This window comes from Actinomadura xylanilytica, from assembly GCF_030283145.1.
GTDB classification, from domain to species: domain Bacteria; phylum Actinomycetota; class Actinomycetes; order Streptosporangiales; family Streptosporangiaceae; genus Spirillospora; species Spirillospora xylanilytica.
The window spans coordinates 1,770,296-1,786,411 of record NZ_JASNWE010000001.1; the positions used below are offsets into that span (position 1 = coordinate 1,770,296).

Genomic DNA, 16,116 nt, shown 5'->3' on the forward strand with positions numbered 1-16,116 from the left:
GATGCCCGACTGGCTGCTCTACACCGGGAGCCGGCGCACGCACGACGGCGTCGACCGGCTGCCGCCGCCCCCGCCATGGCGCGCGTTCGACGGCGGCCCGGTGCTGCCGGCACCGTCCGGCGGGTCCGGGAACACCCATCAGGCGACGACCTACCGTCCGTCGGACGACGCCGTGCAGCAGGTCAACGCGGCCCTGTACCTGCGCCGTCCGCTGCTGGTGACGGGCCCGCCCGGGACCGGCAAGTCGACCCTCGCGTACGCGGTCGCGCACGAGCTCGGCCTCGGGCCCGTCCTGCACTGGCCGATCACCAGCCGGGCGACGCTGCGCGACGGCCTGTACCAGTACGACCCGCTGACCCGCCTGTACGCGGCCGGACGCGAGGTCGGGGGCGGGCCCGCCGAGGACGAGGACATCGGCCGCTACATCCGGCTCGGCCCCCTCGGCACCGCGCTCCTCCCGTACGGGCGGCCCCGCGTGCTGCTCGTCGACGAGATCGACAAGAGCGACATCGACCTGCCCAACGACCTGCTGACGATCTTCGAGAAGGGCGAGTACGAGATCCCCGAGCTGACCCGCCGCGCCGAGCCGGACGCGGAGGTGCTGACCGCCGACGGGTCGGGCGGGGCCCCGACGCGCCGCGACGGCGGCCCCGGCGGACGGGTCACGGTGCGGGGCGGGACGGTGCGGTGCAGCGCGTTCCCGCTGGTGGTGATGACCAGCAACGGGGAGCGCGAGTTCCCGCCGGCGTTCCTGCGCCGCTGCGTCACGGTGGAGCTGCGGCAGCCGGCGGGCGAGGCGGAGCTGGCCGCGATCGTCCGCGAGCACCTCGGGCCGCTCGCGGGCGAGGGCGAGGACCTGGTCCGGCTGTTCCTGCGGCGCGCCGGCGGCGGGACGCTCGCGACCGACCAGCTTCTCAACGCGGTCTACCTGTGCCGGCACGCCGACGCGACCGACCGCCGGGAGCTGGCCGACCGGATCATGCCGTACCTGGCCGGGGCCGCCGATGACGATTGACCGGTTCCGGGCGGCTCTGGCGGGCGCCGGACCGCCGCCCGACGCCGTCGAGCTGAGCGAGATCATCTGGCTGGCCTGCCACCTCGGCGGCGCGTCGGGCGAACCGCGGCGGTCCGCATCGGACACGCCGCGCGAGGCCGCGCCGGACGTCCTCGACGCTCCGCCGCCGGCGCTCCCGGCCGCCGGCGATCCGGCCTCCGCGCCGTCGGCGGCGCTGCATCCCGTGGCCCCTCCGGGGCCCGGCGAGGCGGCGGTGGGCGGCGGCGACGAGATCCTGGTGCCGACCGCGCCGATGCTCGACGATCCGCTCGGCGTGCAGCGGGCGCTGCGTCCGCTGAAGCGCAGCGTCCCGTCGCGGCGGCGCCTTGAACTGGACGAGGGGGCGACCGCCGCGCGCGTCGCCGACACGGGGTCGTGGGCGCCCGTCCTGGTCGCCGCGCCCGAACGCTGGCTGAGCCTCAGCCTGGTCGTCGACACCGGGGCCGCCATGCGGCTCTGGCGTCCCCTCGCGCGCGAGCTGGCCGAGACGCTGCTGCGCCAGGGCGCGTTCCGCGACATCCGGGTGACGTACCTGCACACCTCGGGACGGGTCTCGTCCGCGCCGGACGGCCCGTCCCGGGACCCCTCGACGCTGCTGGACCCGTCCGGGCGGCACGCGACGCTCGTGCTCAGCGACTGCTCCGGCCCGCACTGGTGGGACGGGCGGGCCGGACGGGCCGTGCGCCGCTGGGCGGCGGCCGGGCCGACCGCCATCCTCCAGCCGCTGCCCGAACGCCTCTGGCGCCGCACCGCCGCGCCCGCCCTCCCCGGGCTCGCCGTCCTCCCCCGCCCCGGCGGCCCCAACACCGAGCTGCGCTTCACCCCCTACGACGGCGCCCCGGCGCCCGGCCTGCCGGTGCCCGTGCTGGAGGTCGCGCCGCGCTGGCTCGCCGCCTGGGCCCGGCTGGTCTCCGGCGGCGGCCCCCAGCCCGCCGCCGTGGCGGCGCCGCCCGTCTCGGCGCCGAGCACCGCGCCGGTGCGCCGCGAACGCGAGCTGGCGGTCGGGGAGCGGGTGCGCCGGTTCCTCGGCTCGGCCTCGCCCGGCGCCGCCGAGCTCGCCGCGCACGTCGCGGTGTCGGTGCCGTCGCTGCCGGTGATGCGGCTGATCCAGCGCCGGGTGCTGGCCGGGTCCGGGCCGGGCCAGCTCGCCGAGGTCCTGCTCAGCGGGCTCCTCAGGCCGCTGTCCGGCACCCGGTACGAGTTCGTGCCCGGCGCCCGCGAGGCCCTCCTCGACACCCTGCCGCGGCCCGAGGCGCAGCACACCCGGCACGTGCTGGAGGCGGTCTCCGCCGAGATCGAGTTCCGCGCCGTGACGTCCGCCGAGACCTTCCGCGCCCTGCTGCGCGCCACTGGCGGCGACCACCCGGACGACGCCCATGCCGGCGCGGGCGCCGAGCGCCCGTTCGCCCTCCTCAGCCCCGAGGCCCGCTCCCTCCTGGACCGCACCTCCGGCACTCCCGTGACACAACCGCCGCCCGCCACCGGGCGATCGCGGGCAGGGGTGGACGGTCGACGGCCGCCCTCGAGCGAGTCCGCGGCCGGATCGAGCCCCCCGCACCTCCGTGCCATCGCGCCGCCGCCCATCGGGCTCGACGACGCCGGGCAGCCGGTGACGCTCGACCCGCTGAGCGGCGACGGACCGCACGGGCTGGTCATCGGCGACACGGCGGACCGCCACGCCGTCGTCCGCGCGATCGTGCTGGCGCTGGCCGAGACCTCCCCCCCGGACGCCCTCGCCATCGTGCTCGGCGGGCTGGGCGAGCATCCGCTCGGCACCCCGGCCGACCTCCCGCACGTGACGGACTCGGGTGAAGAGCTGCTCGGCAGCCCGGACGGGCTCCGCCACTTCCTCGGCGTGCTCTCCGACGAGCTGGACCACCGGGCGCGGACGCCGTCCGCCCCGCCGCTGCTGGTGGTGGTGGACGTGTCGCTGAGCCTCCCGTCCAGCAAGCCGGAGGTGGCCGAGACGCTGCTCCGGCTGGCGGCGCGCGGCGAGGGGCTCGGCGTCCATCTGCTGATCGCGACGACCACCTGGGAGCGCACCACGGCCTGGGAGCGGCTGCTCCCGCTGCTCACTTGGCGGATCGCGGTCCGCGGGCCGTCCCCGCAGGTGCTCCAGCGGGTGATGGGCCGGGCCGGGCTGCCGTTCACGGCCGGGATGGAGCAGGGGTACCTGCGGAGGCCGGGGCGGCAGCCGGTGCGGTTCGAGCTGCCGCGCCCATCGCCCGCGCCCCATCCCGGGCCCCCGCCCGTCCCCGCGCTCACCCCCGTGCGGACGCGGGAGAACGACCTGGAGGTCCTCGGCCGGCTGCTGACCGAGGTGGACGTCCTGATCCCGGGCGAGGGCCGGGAGACGGCCCGGCGGGCGCTGCGCGAGCTCATCGCCGCGAAGGTCTCGGCGACGCGGGCGGGCGGGCCGGCGGGCCATCCGCATCTGGTCTTCCGCGGGCCGCACGGGACCGGGCGGACCCCGGTGGCCCGGCTGTACGGGGAGATGCTCGCCGAGCTGGGCGAGCTGCCGCACGGTGACCTGGCCCTCGCGTCCTGGCGGGACCTGGTCGACCAGTATCCGGGCGAGACCCCGTCGAACGCCTCGCGGGTGTTCGCCCTGGCCCAGGGCGGGGTGCTGCTCATCGGCGACGCGGACGACCTGGCGCCGGAGGCCGGCACGACGGACGGGACCGGCACGACGGACGGGACCGCCGCCGCGGACGGGACCGCCGCGACCGGCGAGGCCGTCGCGCAGTTGATCGCGCGGATGGAGGAGCACGGCGACGACCCCCTGGTCGTCCTCGCCGGGCGGGCCGGCCGGATGGACGCCCTCCTCGCCCGCAACCCCGAGCTCGCCGACCGCTTCGGCCGGGTCGTCGACTTCGAGGAGCAGGGGGTGCCGCGCGTCCCGCGGTGGGAGGTGGAGGTGGGGACGCTGGCGGAGACGGGCGAGCCGGCCGTCGTGGATCTGCGGACGGCCCGGCACCTGGTCGTCCAGGGCGCTCCGGGCTGGGGCAAGACGGCGCTGCTGCGGAACGTGGTCGCCTCGCTGAGGGCCGCCGGGGCCAGGCGCGAGCTGTTCATCATCGATCCGAGCGGGACGCTGCGCACCGCGGTGTTCACCGGCCCCGGCCGGGACCTCGACCACCGGGACGCGTACAGCAACACCTCGTCCATGGTCAGGACCGTGGTGCGGGAGCTGGTCGGCAAGCTGGACGGGCCCGACCCGTCCGCCGAGATCTTCCTGGTCGTGCACGACCAGGACCTGCTGGACGCGGAGGTCCTGCTCCCGCTCATCCCCTACCTGGACCCCGGCCGGAACCTCCACCTGGTCCTCGCGCGCACCCGCGGCGGACCGGACCCGCTGCTCGCACGGCTGGCCGAACTGGGCGTCCCGACGGTGTCGGACGAGGGAGGGCTGCCCCCCGGCCGGGCAGTGCTCGGCCGGGGCGATGAGCGCGACCTGGTCGTGCTCCCGGAGGATCCGCGACACTAGCTGTTTTGTATCATCCAGTCCAAAACAGGTACGGTCTCTGGTATGGCGCGACCGAGAACGTTCGACGAGGAGCGGGCCGTCGACGCGGCGATGCGGGCGTTCTGGGCGTCCGGCTACGAGGCGACCTCGACGCAGGACCTGTGCGAGGCCACCGGCCTCGGGCGCAGCAGCATCTACAACACCTTCAAGAGCAAGCACGACCTGTACGAGATGGCACTGGCCCACTACATGGACATCATGACCGCCTCGGTGCTGGAGGTACTCGAGGGCGACCGGCCGGCCCGCGACAAGGTGCGGACGCTGCTGGACCGGGCCGTCGACCCCACCGAGGGGGACCCGATCGGGTGCCTGGTGGTCAACAGCATGGTGGAGATGGCGCCGAGCGACCCCGCGATCGCCGGACGGCTGGAGCGCGACCGGCTGCGCCGCTTCGAGGCGCTGCGCGCGGCGATCGGGGCCGGCGTCCGCGCGGGCGAGATCGATCCGGGCAGGGACGCCGGGGCGCTCGCGCACTTCATGATCGCGACGATCGCCGGGATGCGGGTCGCGTCCCGGGGCGGCGCCGGGCGGGACGTGCTGAAGGCGATCGCCGACACCGCGATGACCGCACTCTGACCAGGGACGAGCGGGTGCCCGTCCCTTTTTCACGGCCTAATTTTGTATCGATCCATCTAAAACAAGGAGGCGGAGCGATGCCGCTCGCCGTCTACGTCCTGGGCATGGCGATCTTCGCCCAGGGCACCTCGGAGCTGATGCTCGCCGGGCTGCTCCCCGAGATGGCCGCCGACCTCGGCGTCTCGGTCCCGGACGCGGGGCTGCTGATCTCCGCGTTCGCGCTCGGCATGCTGGCGGGCGCGCCCGTACTGGCCCTGCTCACCCGGCGCTGGCCGCGCCGCCGAGCGCTGCTGGCCTTCCTGGTGATCTTCGTCCTCGCGCATGTGGCGGGCGCGCTGGCCACCGGATACGCGACGCTATTCGCCACCCGCGTGATCGGCGCGTTCGTCTACGCCGGGTTCTGGGCGGTGGCCGCGATCACCGCGGTCGGCCTGGTCCCGGCGGGCGCGCGCGGCCGGGCGATGAGCGTCGTCGCGGGCGGGCTCACCCTCGCCACCGTCATCGGCCTGCCCGCGGGCACCGTCATCGGCCAGCACCTCGGCTGGCGGGCGGCGTTCTGGACGGTGGCTGCCCTGTCGACGATCGCGATGGCGGGAGTGGCCGCGACGATCCCCGGCGGCCGGCCCGGCGGCGAGGTCCCCCGGCTGCGGCACGAGCTGGGCGCGATGACCTCCGCCAGGCTGTGGGTCTCCTACGGGACGACCGCGCTGGCCACCGGCGCGCTGATCGTCACCTTCAGCTACCTCGGCGCGATGCTCACCGAGACCACCGGCCTGCCGGAACGCTGGGTCCCGGCCGTTCTCGCCCTGTACGGGGTCGGCGCGTTCATCGGTGTCACCGCCGGCGGGCGCACCGCCGACACCCGGCCCTTCGCCACGCTGTACTGGGGCTTCGCCGGACTCGTCGCCGTCTCGGCCGCGCTGGCTCTGACCGCGGGCTCGCCGGTGCCGGCCATCGCGCTGGCGTTCCTGCTCGGCGCGTTCGGGTTCGCCACCAACCCCACGCTCAACACCCGGGTCTTCGTGCTGGCGGGTGGCGGCCGGACGCTCGCGACGGCGACGAACGTCTCCGCGTTCAACGTCGGCATCACGGCGGGCCCGTGGCTCGGCGGCCTCGCGATCAGCGCCGGCGCCGGCTACCCCGCCACCGCCTGGATCGGCGCCGGGCTCGGCACCGCCGCGCTCGGCGCGGTCGCCTTGGGCGCCGCCCTGGACCGCCGCGCCGCCACGAGCCCGGCGGCGCGGACCGCGCGGGTCGCCGCCCACGCCGACGCCTGAGCCACATCGTCTGAGCGACGACACCTGAGCCACGGCACCTGAGCCACAGGCCGGGGGGGCGGACGCGATAAGGGCCGGTACGGGGCGTCCCATACCGGCCCTCAGCCACCGACGGACTACGGCGTCAGTTGGTGTTGCACGGCTCTTCGAGCGTTCCCCACAGGGCCCGCTTGCCCGCGTGCTCGGCGACCGTCCAGACCCGGCGCTGCCCGCGGAAGCAGGACAGGTCCTCGGGCCCGTAGGAGATGGTGCGCCGCTGGACGCCGCCCCAGCCCTTCTTCTGAGCGTTCCAACTCGTCACCAGAAGCTGGCCGCGCTTGGCGCCGCCCGCCGTGTCGACGTTGTGGGTGAACCACCAGAAGTCGTGCGACCGAACCGCACCCTGGATCTTCTTGTCCGGGAGCGGCGCCGCCCAGTCGGCCTTCGCCACGCCGCCCGAGCTCACCAGCCCGGTGCCGACCTTCATCGGCCAGGTGGCGACCCGGCCCTTGGGGGACGCGGTGGCACAGTACTCGCCGGTGATGAGCTTGGGCTGCTGGCGGGCCGTACGGTCGACCGACACCCACGAGGTGCGCGGCGGGCCGGAGCCCTTGCACTTGGTCAACGGCGCGTCACCGTTCTTATGCTGCCAGCTCCCGACCTGCGGCATCACGTACCGGTAGCCGTGGCCGTAGTACGTCTTGCCGTGCAGGCCGACCAGGCCCTTCTTCTTGGTCGTGCCGTTCTTGCTCTTGCCCAGGTCGAAGATCTTGGTCACGTCGAACACCCGCAGGCCGTGCACGGTGTCGGCCACGTACACGTAGTTCCCGAACCACGCGACGCCGCCCGCGTGCAGGTCGATGTCGGTGTAGTTCGCGCTCTTCCCCTTCAGCTTCGGGTAGGTGAGCAGGACGTGCCGGTAGGTCTTCTTCGCCGGGTTGACGAAGGTGAGCCGGATCGCCTTATCGGCGTACCAGACCACCATCATCGGCTTGTTGGCGCCCCACGCCTCGTCCGCCGTCGCGTCGGACGAGCTCGTGACGCCCTGGGGCACCCACTTCTTGGTGGTGGAGTCCTCCTTGTTGAAGCAGTAGACCAGCGACTTGGCGGGGACGCCGGCCTTGCCCCCGCAGCCACTGCCGAGCTTGCGCTGGCCCGAGGCGTTGAGCAGGGCGGTGACGCTGCTCTTCTTGAGCGCCTTGTTCATCGCCTTGAGCGGCGCGGCGCGGTCGGAGCCCTTCTTCAGGGCGAAGTCGCCGAGGCTCGGCGCCGCCGCGGCACTGGGCGCGGCGTTGTGGACGTTGTCAGTCCCCAGGTACGTGTAGGCGGGGACACCGGCCGCCATGGCCACCAACGGGGTGGCGATGGCGAGGGAGCGCCGGACTTTCACTCGATCACCTCCAGGCAATCCCGGAAGGTAGCATCCGGGCCGGACGACCGTGATCAGGATTTCAGTCACGATGCCGTAACACGGTCAACCGAAAGCCGTCTACAGCCGCCCGGCCCCAGGGCCCGCCACGTGCCGCGCACCGCTCGCCGCAGCTCGCCGCCGCTCGCCGGTGGAATCGGTCAGGGCAGGCGGCAGGTTCCGCTGTCGGACTTGCCCGGGTCGCTCTCCGAGGTCGCCGTGAGCCGCAGCTCGGCCTTGCGGTCGGCGCCCGGCGCGGCCTTGGCCCAGACCTCCGCCTTGGCCCCGGCGCCCGTCTTCGCGGTGGCCAGCGCGTTCGGCACCCAGGTCGTCCAGCCCTTCCCGGCGACATCGGCCTTGAGCCGGAAGACGTCGGAGCCGTAGTACCCGGTGCCGCCCTTGCCGGTGTTGCGCACCGCCATCGTGCACTTGGTCCAGCCCGAGCCCGCGGGCTTGGCGCCGGCCGAGTCGACCTTCACGCCGCGCCGCTGCGCGCCCGCCCCGTCCAGCGAGCGGACCGCCACCGTGTACGACAGCACGCCCTTCTGGTCGCGCTTGAGGTCCAGGACGTAGAAGTGCAGCCGGTTGGCCTCGTCCACGTACTCGTACTGGCTGCCCGAGCCCGTCCCGGCGTGGAACAGCGAGTCGGAGAGCTGGCGGTAGTCGCCGATCGTCATCTTCTGCGGGGTGCCGTCCGGCAGGAGGAAGTCGACCTTGTCGATGTCCTGCGGGTTGGCGTCCTTGATCCAGATGAACGGGGCGCTGTCGCGCTCCTTGGTCTTGGCCAGCAGCACCCCCGAGTCGGGCGTGAACGAGTCGAAGCCCATCCGGTCCACGACCTCGACGGTGTAGTTGTCGTACTTGCCGCCGTCGCAGAGCGGGTCCTGGGCGGTGTCGCACGCCGGGCTCCTGTCACCGCCCGTGCCGAGCTTGAGGTTGATGCCCGCCAGGCCCTTGCTGCCCGGCTCGACGGCCCGCGCGGTCACCTTCGCGACCGCCGCCCCGGACGCGGCGAGGCCGTCCCGGTCGAGCTGGAGCACGTTCGCCGGATCGACCAGGCCCAGCTTGATCTTGTTGCGGAGCATGTGCTGGGCGCCCATCGACGCGCCGCCGGTCGCGGGGATCGTCCACCGGCTGTGCGGACCGCCCGGCCCGTTGAAGCTGCCGCGGCTCAGCATCTCCCACGGCCCGGTGTAGGCCCGGCGCGGCGGGTTCCCGTACGGGTTGTTGTAGTTGTCGCCGATGCCGAGGATGTGGCTGAACTCGTGCGCGAAGACGCCCATGCCCGAGCTCTCGGCCTGGGTGGAGCTCCCGGTGACCGCGTTCGGCCAGATGGTGGAGCCCGCCGCCCACGACGACCAGTCCACGTACCGGGTCTTCACCCAGTTGGGCAGCTTGGCGTCGCCCGGCCCCCACTCCGCGGGCACGTCCTCCTTCTTCTGGAACTTCATCTGCCCGAACTCCTGCCAGGTGGACGATTCGTCCTGACCGGCGGAGAGGAAGAAGACGAAGTCGAACTTCTTCGCCGTCTCCTCCCCCACGTCGGCGATCCACGCGGCCCGCGCGTCCTTGCGCAGGTCGCGCCCGCAGGTGTCGCCGGCCGGGCAGCCGCTGCCCTCCTGGAAGTCGTCCACGCCGTACTCGTGGTCCTTGGCCGGCATCTTGTACGCGCCGAACGCGCTGAGGTCCACGCCGTAGCGCCCGCCCGAGTCCTCCATCCAGTACTCGTGCAGCGTGTGGCCCCGGTTCAGGTCCTGCGGCCTGTTGAGGAAGTCGTGGTAGAACTGCGCGACCTTCGCGCGCGGCAGGTCCCCGACCACGGTCGGGTTGCCGAACAGCGTCGAGTTCTTCGGCTGCGTCACCACGAACGGCTGGTCGGGATAGTCGACCAGCACGACCGCGCCCTTGAAGTTCTTGATCGACCCGGCGCGGGACGGGTCGGCCCACGAGGCACCCGGCACCGGCGTGTAGTCGTCCCACGTCATCGTGTCGGGCAGCTCGTAGTTCTGCGGATCGACGGGACGCGGGGCGCCCGCCGCGTACGTGCGCGCCCCCTGGCCGCGCTGCCACGGCTGGGTCTGCGGCCAGTGCCGCATCTGCCACGGGTTGGCGGTGGGGTCCGGGATCCGCGGTCTCGGCTCCGCCGCGGCCGGCACCGCCGCGAGCCCTGCGGTCAGCACGATCGCCGCCACGGGTATCAGCCATGTCCTCTTGGCGCGCATGTCACCCCTGTCTCCGTCGTTGCCCGTGACGCTAAGCAGGCGGTGACGGGCGATCAAGGGCCGAGATCGCCGATCCCTCCGCGTCGCCGCTGGCACCTCACGCCAGCGGCGACAGGGACGAGAGGGAGGAAGAGAGGGAGGGGCGGCGGATCAGCGCAGGGCGCGTCCGGACACGACGATGCCGTCCTCGTCGCTGTAGAGCCAGTCCCCCGGGCTGAACCGCACGCCGCCGAAGTGCACCGGCTCGCCGGTCTCGCCCGCGCCGTCCTTGACGCTCTTGCGCGGGTTGGAGCCGAGCGCCTTGACCCCGAGGTCGAGACCGCGCAGCGCCACCACGTCCCGCACCACGCCGTTGATGACCACCCCGGCCCAGCCGTTCAGCACGGCGGCGCCGCCGAGCATGTCGCCCAGCAGCGCGGACGCGGCCGAGCCGCCGCCGTCGACCACCAGCACCCGCCCCTCGCCCGGCGTGTCGAGCAGCCGCTTCACCAGGCCATTGTCGCGCAGGCAGCGGACGGTGGCGATCGGCCCGCTGAAGGCGGACCTCCCGCCGAACTGCCGGAACTGCGTCTCGCAACTCTGCAACTCGTCGCCGAAGTCGTCGATCAGATCAGCCGTCGCGAAATCCATGCCCGGCAGCCTACTGGCCGGTGATCTTGCGGTCCCGACCGGGGAACCGGTGACGGGCAGCGGCGATCTTCGGTACAACGAGACCGAATCCCTGGAGGACACGATGCAGTCGCACGCCTGGTCCGGCCCCGCCTTCGCCCCGCTCGAACCGGGCGACCCGCCGCTGATCGGCGGCTACCGCGTGCTGGCCCGGCTCGGCACGGGCGCGCCGGGCCGCGCCTACCTCGCCACCACGCAGAGCGGGCGGCGACTGGCGATCACGATCGTCGCGTCCGGACCGGCGGGCGCCCCCGGGTTCCGGCGCCGGTTCGGGGAGCTGATCGCCGCGGCCCAGCGGATCCAGAGCCCCCACATCGCGCCCGTCGTCGACGCGCACGCCGACGGGCCGCGGCCCTGGGCGGCGACCGCGCACGTCCCCGGCCCGTCCCTCGCGGAGGCGGTCGCGCGGCTCGGCCCGATGCCGGACGCGACCGTCCGGGCCCTGCTCGCCGGGACGGCCGAGGCGCTCCACGCCGCCCACACCGGCGGCGTGGTCCATCACGGCCTCAAACCGTCCGCCGTGCTGCTCGCCGAGGACGGCCCGCGCGTCACCGGATTCGGCCTCCCCCGCGACGGCGACGCTGACGGCGACGGCAACCCGGCCGTCGACGTGTTCGCGCTCGGCGCCGTGGTGCTCTACGCGGCGACCGGCCGCACCGTCCGCGAGGACCCCGATCTGGAGGGCTGCCCGGAGGATCTGCGCGACCTGATCGGACGGTGCCTGGCCGAGGACCCGGCCGACCGGCCGCGGCCCCACGAGATCCTCGACGAACTGGGCGCGGACGACGCCGTCCCCGCCCAAGGCTGGCTGCCGCCCGACGTCATCCGCCGCCTTCCCGCCTACAGCGCCGCGCCTCCGGGGCCGGTCCCGTCCCCGCTGCCGGCTCCGCCCGCCGCGCCCCGCGCGCGCCTCGCCCCGCCCACGCCCGAGGACGGCCCGCCGACCCTGCCCGCGGGGGCGCACGCGCGCACGGCGGTCCGGCCCGTCCCGTACCCTCCTCCGCCCGGACCTGCGCCGGCCGGCCCGAACCCGCCGGTGGGCCCGCCCGCGACCGGGATCAGCCCGGCGCTGCTGCTCGGGCTCGGCGCGGGTGCCTGCGTGGTGGGGATCCTGCTCATCGTGGCCGTCCTGCTCTTCGCCGCCGGCTGAGCGGGCCTCAGCCTGCGGACGGGGCGTCGATGGGGCGGCCGATCAGCCGGGACAGCACGATCGCGGTCTTGGTGGCGGTGATGTTGTCCTCGCGGCGCAGCCGTTCCAGCACCTGCTCGAGATGCTGGATGTCGCGGGCCCGCACGTGCACGATCGCGCTGGCGTCGCCGCTGATGGTGTAGGCGCCGACCACCTCGGGATGGCCGCGGACGCTGGTGTGGATCTCCTCGGGGGACGTCGCCCCGGTGCAGAACAGCTCGATGAACGCCTCGGTCGTCCAGCCGAGCGCGGCCGGGTCCACGACCGCCGCGAAGCCGGTGATCACGCGGTCCGCGCGCAGCCGGTCGACCCGCCGCTTGACCGCCGGGGCCGACAGCCCCACGTGCTCGCCGATCTGCGCGTAGGAGGCGCGGCCGTCCTCGAGGAGGCGCGCAACGATTCGACGGTCCAGGTCGTCAAGACGCAACAAATAACTCCCCCAAAGTCGGTTTTCATCATTGGTCGCTGATTGATCCCGAACATACGCTGAAGGAGGGCCTCGGGCCATCCGTTCCCGGAGTCCGCCACTCCAGCACGGCACCGGGCCCCGGTGCCTCCAGCGACCCCGGCCCACCCGGCCGGGCCGAGCCGCGAAGGAGAACCGTGACCCGAACCGACCAGCTGCGGGCCCTGTCCGAGGAGCACAGCGCGCACAACTACCACCCGCTCCCGATCGTGATCGCCGAGGCCGAGGGGGCCTGGGTGACCGACGTCGAGGGCCGGCGCTACCTCGATCTGCTGGCCGCCTACTCGGCGGTCAACTTCGGGCACCGCAATCCGCGGCTGACCGAGGCCGCCCGCCGCCAGCTGGACCGGGTCACCCTGGTCAGCCGGGCCTTCGAGCACGACCAGTTCGGCCCGTTCGTCGCCGAGCTCGCGGCGCTGTGCGGCAAGGACATGGTGCTGCCGATGAACAGCGGCGCCGAGGCGGTGGAGACGGCGCTGAAGACCGCCCGCAAGTGGGGGTACGAGGTCAAGGGCGTCCCGGCCGGCGAGGCCAACATCATCACCTTCGAGGGCAACTTCCACGGCCGCACCACCACGATCGTCAGTTTCTCCACCGACCCGGAGGCCAAGGACTCCTACGGCCCGTACACGCCGGGCTTCCGCACCGTCCCGTACGGCGACGTCGAGGCGCTGCGGGCCGCGATGGACGCGACCACGGTCGGGGTGCTGGTCGAGCCGATCCAGGGCGAGGCCGGGGTGAACGTGCCGCCGAGCGGGTTCCTGACCGCCGTGCGCGAGCTGTGCACCGCGAACGGGTCGCTGATGCTCGCCGACGAGATCCAGTCGGGCCTCGGCCGGACCGGCACCACGTTCGCGGTCGAGCACGAGAACGTCGTCCCGGACGTCTACATCCTCGGCAAGGCCCTCGGCGGCGGCATCATGCCGGTGTCGGCGGTGGTCGCCGACACCGACGTGCTCGGCGTCTTCAAGCCGGGCCAGCACGGCTCCACCTTCGGCGGCAACCCGCTGGCCTGCGCGATCGGCCGCGAGGTGGTGGCGATGCTGCGGACCGGCGAGTACCAGGAACGCTCCAGGGAGCTCGGCGCGCACATGCACGATCGGCTCGGCCGGCTGCCCTCCGACGTCGTCCGCGAGGTGCGCGGGCGCGGCCTGTGGGCCGGGGTGGAGCTGCGCGGCAGGGCGCGGCCGGTGAGCGAGCGGCTGATGGAGCTCGGCGTCCTCGCCAAGGAGACGCACGAGACCACGATCCGGCTGGCGCCGCCGCTGGTGATCAGCCGGCAGGACCTGGACTGGGCGCTGGACCAGCTGGAGATCGCGCTCAAGGACTGACCCGGGGGGGGCCGGCCACCTCCCACTCTGTCCTGGAATGCAAAATAGGTGATGGGTTCCGTCGGGATGGATTAGTCTAAGTGGATTAATCCGTCCCGACCATAAGGCTGCCCGTGTCCAAACCCCTCACCCCGCTCGGGCTGACCGTGCTGCGGATGCTCTGCGACGGGCCGATGCACCCGTACGAGATGCAGCAGCGCATCCGCAACCACGCCTACGACGTGGCGGTCAAGATCACCCACGGCTCGCTCTACCACTCGGTGGAACGGCTCGCCGCGGCCGGGCTGATCGAGCCGCTGGAGACCAGCCGCGAGGGCCGCCGCCCCGAGCGCACCGTGTACGCGGTCACCTCGGCGGGCCGCGACGCCGCGCGCATCCGGCTGGCCGAGCTGCTGTGCAAGCCGGCCGAGGAGTTCCCGCTGTTCGGCACCGCGCTCGCGTTCATCAACCTGCTGCCCGAGGCCGAGGTGGCCCGGCAGCTCCGCGGCCGGCAGGTCGCACTGGAGGCGTTCCTCGCCGGCCAGCAGACCGCGCGCGACTCGCTCATGAAACGCGGGATCCAGCGCTACAAGCTGATCGACCAGGAGCTGAGCATCGCGCGCGTCCGCGCCGAGCTCGACCTGGTCCGCGACCTCGCCGACGACCTGGACTCCGGGCGGCTCACCTGGAAAGACGACGCGACCTTGAACACCTGCGACCCCCACCACCAGACCGCGGACCGGTCACCGCACGACGCGGGCGCGTCCACCGAGGAGAAGAACCTGTGAGCAGATGGCGCGGCAACCCCTGGGCGATCCTGATCACCCTGTCCCTGGGGTTCTTCATGACCCTGCTCGATCTGACGATCGTGAACATCGCGATCCCGAACATGATCGACAAGCTGGACGCCTCGCTGGACCAGGTGCTCTGGGTGAACAACTCCTACATCCTGGTGCTGGCCGTCCTGCTGATCACCGCCGGCCGGCTCGGTGACCTGTGGGGCAAGCGCAACCTGTTCATCGCCGGCGTGGTGCTGTTCACCCTGGCCAGCCTGGCCTGCGGGATCTCGCAGGACCCGACCCAGCTGATCGCCGCGCGCGCGGTGCAGGGGCTCGGCGCGGCGCTGCTGATGCCGCAGACGATGTCGATGATCATCGACACCTTCCCGGCCGAGCGGCGCGGCGCGGCGCTCGGCATCTGGGGCGCGGTGGCGGGGGTGTCCACCATCGCCGGCCCGACCATCGGCGGCCTGCTGGTCACCTCGCTGGACTGGCGCTGGATCTTCTTCGTGAACCTGCCGATCGGCATCCTGGTGCTGTTCATGGCGGTGCCGATCTTGCCCGGCAACGCGCGCTCGGTCCGGCACCGCTTCGACCTCGTCGGCGTGCTGCTCGCCTCGGCCTCGCTGTTCTGCCTGGTGTTCGCGCTCACCGAGGGCCAGAAGTACGAGTGGAACGGCTGGATCTGGGGCCTGATCGGCGTCGGCGCGGTACTGCTGGCGGCCTTCCTGCTGCACCAGCGGACCAAGCAGGCGGGCGAGCCGCTGGTGCCGTTCGCGCTGTTCAAGGACCGCAACTTCGCCATCCTCAACGTCGTCGGCGCGATCGTGTCGATCGGCATGATCGGGATGTTCCTGCCGATGACGATCTACCTCCAGTCGGTGCTCGGCTTCAGCGCGCTGAAGGCCGGTCTGGTGATGGCGCCGTCCTCGCTGATGTCGATGTTCCTGGCGCCGGTCGCGGGCAAGCTGTCGGACCGGATCGGCGGCAAGTTCATCCTGATGACCGGGCTCACCCTGTACGCGGCGAGCATGCTGTGGATCATCGCGATCGCCGAGGCCGGCACGTCGTGGACGGCCTTCATCGCGCCGCTGGCCGTCGGCGGCCTCGGCATGGGCGGGGTGTTCGCGCCGATGGCGACCGAGGCCACCCGCAACGTCCCCCGGCACCTGGCCGGGGCGGCCTCCGGGGTCAACAACACCGTCCGGCAGATCGGCTCGGTGCTCGGCAGCGCGGCGGTCGGCGCCGTCCTCCAGAACCGGCTCGCGTCCTCGCTCAAGGACGAGGCCGCCGCGCGGGCGGCGGGGCTGCCGCCGGACGTGCGGCCCCAGTTCGTCGACGGGTTCGCCGGGGCAGCCAAGGGCGGGCTGGAGGTCGGCGCGAGCCAGCACGGCGCCGCGCAGCACCTGCCTCCGGGTGTCCCGCCGTCGGTGGCGCACCATGTGCAGGAGGCGGCGGCGCAGGTGTTCGGCCACGGGTTCGTGTCCGCGATGAAGCCGACCATGGCCCTGCCGGTCCTGCTCGTCTTCCTCGGCGCCGCCGCCTGCCTGGGCATGAAGGCGTACCGGGCGCCGTCCGCCCCCGTCGACACGCCCGACACGCCCGACATCGCCGACACCGCCGGCGCGACCGCCGCGGGCTGACCGCGGGCTGACCGCGGG

12 protein-coding genes are annotated in these 16,116 nt (G+C 73.5%); 8 read left to right on the forward strand and 4 right to left on the reverse strand.

Annotated elements, in window-relative coordinates; all coding sequences use genetic code 11:
- The first annotated feature begins 1 nt into the window (after nt 1).
- From QP090_RS08310 to QP090_RS08325, 4 genes are all read left to right on the forward strand, one after another.
- Entirely contained in the window at nt 2–1,015 is a 1,014-nt protein-coding gene (locus QP090_RS08310) for an AAA family ATPase (protein ID WP_285937947.1), read from the forward strand.
- Nucleotides 1,005–4,541, forward strand: coding sequence for an SAV_2336 N-terminal domain-related protein (locus tag QP090_RS08315; protein WP_285937948.1), 3,537 nt, complete (start codon nt 1,005–1,007; stop codon nt 4,539–4,541). Before QP090_RS08310 ends, QP090_RS08315 begins: the two co-directional genes overlap by 11 nt.
- A gap of 42 nt (nt 4,542–4,583) precedes the next feature.
- Nucleotides 4,584–5,156, forward strand: coding sequence for a TetR/AcrR family transcriptional regulator (locus tag QP090_RS08320; protein ID WP_285937949.1), 573 nt, complete (start codon nt 4,584–4,586; stop codon nt 5,154–5,156).
- Between the two features lie 77 nt (nt 5,157–5,233).
- A complete protein-coding gene (locus QP090_RS08325; protein WP_285937950.1) occupies nt 5,234–6,433 on the forward strand; it encodes a Cmx/CmrA family chloramphenicol efflux MFS transporter in 1,200 nt (399 codons plus the stop codon).
- A gap of 124 nt (nt 6,434–6,557) precedes the next feature.
- On the opposite strand, the gene QP090_RS08330 is transcribed toward QP090_RS08325, so the two are convergent.
- The 3 genes from QP090_RS08330 to rraA all read right to left on the reverse strand — a co-directional run bounded on the left by QP090_RS08330 (nt 6,558) and on the right by rraA (nt 10,672).
- Entirely contained in the window at nt 6,558–7,802 is a 1,245-nt protein-coding gene (locus QP090_RS08330; protein ID WP_285937951.1) for a hypothetical protein, read from the reverse strand.
- A gap of 179 nt (nt 7,803–7,981) precedes the next feature.
- The gene (locus QP090_RS08335; RefSeq protein WP_285937952.1) at nt 7,982–10,042 is read right to left on the reverse strand and encodes a M6 family metalloprotease domain-containing protein; all 2,061 of its coding nucleotides are present in this window, start codon (nt 10,040–10,042) and stop codon (nt 7,982–7,984) included.
- Nucleotides 10,043–10,192: 150 nt separating this feature from the next.
- Entirely contained in the window at nt 10,193–10,672 is a 480-nt protein-coding gene (gene rraA, locus QP090_RS08340) for a ribonuclease E activity regulator RraA (RefSeq protein ID WP_285937954.1), read from the reverse strand.
- A 103-nt stretch (nt 10,673–10,775) separates the two neighbouring features.
- On the opposite strand from rraA, the gene QP090_RS08345 reads away from it, so the two are divergent.
- Complete coding sequence (locus tag QP090_RS08345; RefSeq protein ID WP_285937955.1) at nt 10,776–11,861, forward strand: serine/threonine-protein kinase; 1,086 nt, start codon at nt 10,776–10,778, stop codon at nt 11,859–11,861.
- A 7-nt stretch (nt 11,862–11,868) separates the two neighbouring features.
- Here the strand turns inward: QP090_RS08345 and QP090_RS08350 are convergent, their stop codons facing one another.
- Nucleotides 11,869–12,327 carry an Lrp/AsnC family transcriptional regulator gene (locus QP090_RS08350; protein WP_285937956.1) on the reverse strand — a complete coding sequence of 153 codons (459 nt, stop codon included), beginning with the start codon at nt 12,325–12,327 and terminating at the stop codon, nt 11,869–11,871.
- 176 nt (nt 12,328–12,503) lie between these two features.
- On the opposite strand from QP090_RS08350, the gene rocD reads away from it, so the two are divergent.
- From rocD to QP090_RS08365, 3 genes are all read left to right on the forward strand, one after another.
- Complete coding sequence (gene rocD / locus QP090_RS08355; RefSeq protein ID WP_285937957.1) at nt 12,504–13,697, forward strand: ornithine--oxo-acid transaminase; 1,194 nt, start codon at nt 12,504–12,506, stop codon at nt 13,695–13,697.
- A 113-nt stretch (nt 13,698–13,810) separates the two neighbouring features.
- Nucleotides 13,811–14,464, forward strand: coding sequence for a PadR family transcriptional regulator (locus QP090_RS08360; protein WP_285937959.1), 654 nt, complete (start codon nt 13,811–13,813; stop codon nt 14,462–14,464).
- Complete coding sequence (locus tag QP090_RS08365; RefSeq protein WP_285937960.1) at nt 14,461–16,098, forward strand: DHA2 family efflux MFS transporter permease subunit; 1,638 nt, start codon at nt 14,461–14,463, stop codon at nt 16,096–16,098. Before QP090_RS08360 ends, QP090_RS08365 begins: the two co-directional genes overlap by 4 nt.
- Nucleotides 16,099–16,116: the final 18 nt, after the last annotated feature.

What these genes read in the sequence shown, in the direction of transcription:
- QP090_RS08335 (WP_285937952.1), bottom strand. Translation starts at nt 10,042, where the DNA reads ATGCGCGCCAAGAGGACATGGCTGATACCCGTGGCGGCGATCGTGCTG.
- QP090_RS08345 (WP_285937955.1), top strand. Translation starts at nt 10,776, where the DNA reads ATGCAGTCGCACGCCTGGTCCGGCCCCGCCTTCGCCCCGCTCGAACCG.
- QP090_RS08320 (WP_285937949.1), top strand. Translation starts at nt 4,584, where the DNA reads ATGGCGCGACCGAGAACGTTCGACGAGGAGCGGGCCGTCGACGCGGCG.
- QP090_RS08315 (WP_285937948.1), top strand. Translation starts at nt 1,005, where the DNA reads ATGACGATTGACCGGTTCCGGGCGGCTCTGGCGGGCGCCGGACCGCCG.
- rraA (WP_285937954.1), bottom strand. Translation starts at nt 10,672, where the DNA reads ATGGATTTCGCGACGGCTGATCTGATCGACGACTTCGGCGACGAGTTG.
- QP090_RS08310 (WP_285937947.1), top strand. Translation starts at nt 2, where the DNA reads ATGCCCGACTGGCTGCTCTACACCGGGAGCCGGCGCACGCACGACGGC.
- QP090_RS08325 (WP_285937950.1), top strand. Translation starts at nt 5,234, where the DNA reads ATGCCGCTCGCCGTCTACGTCCTGGGCATGGCGATCTTCGCCCAGGGC.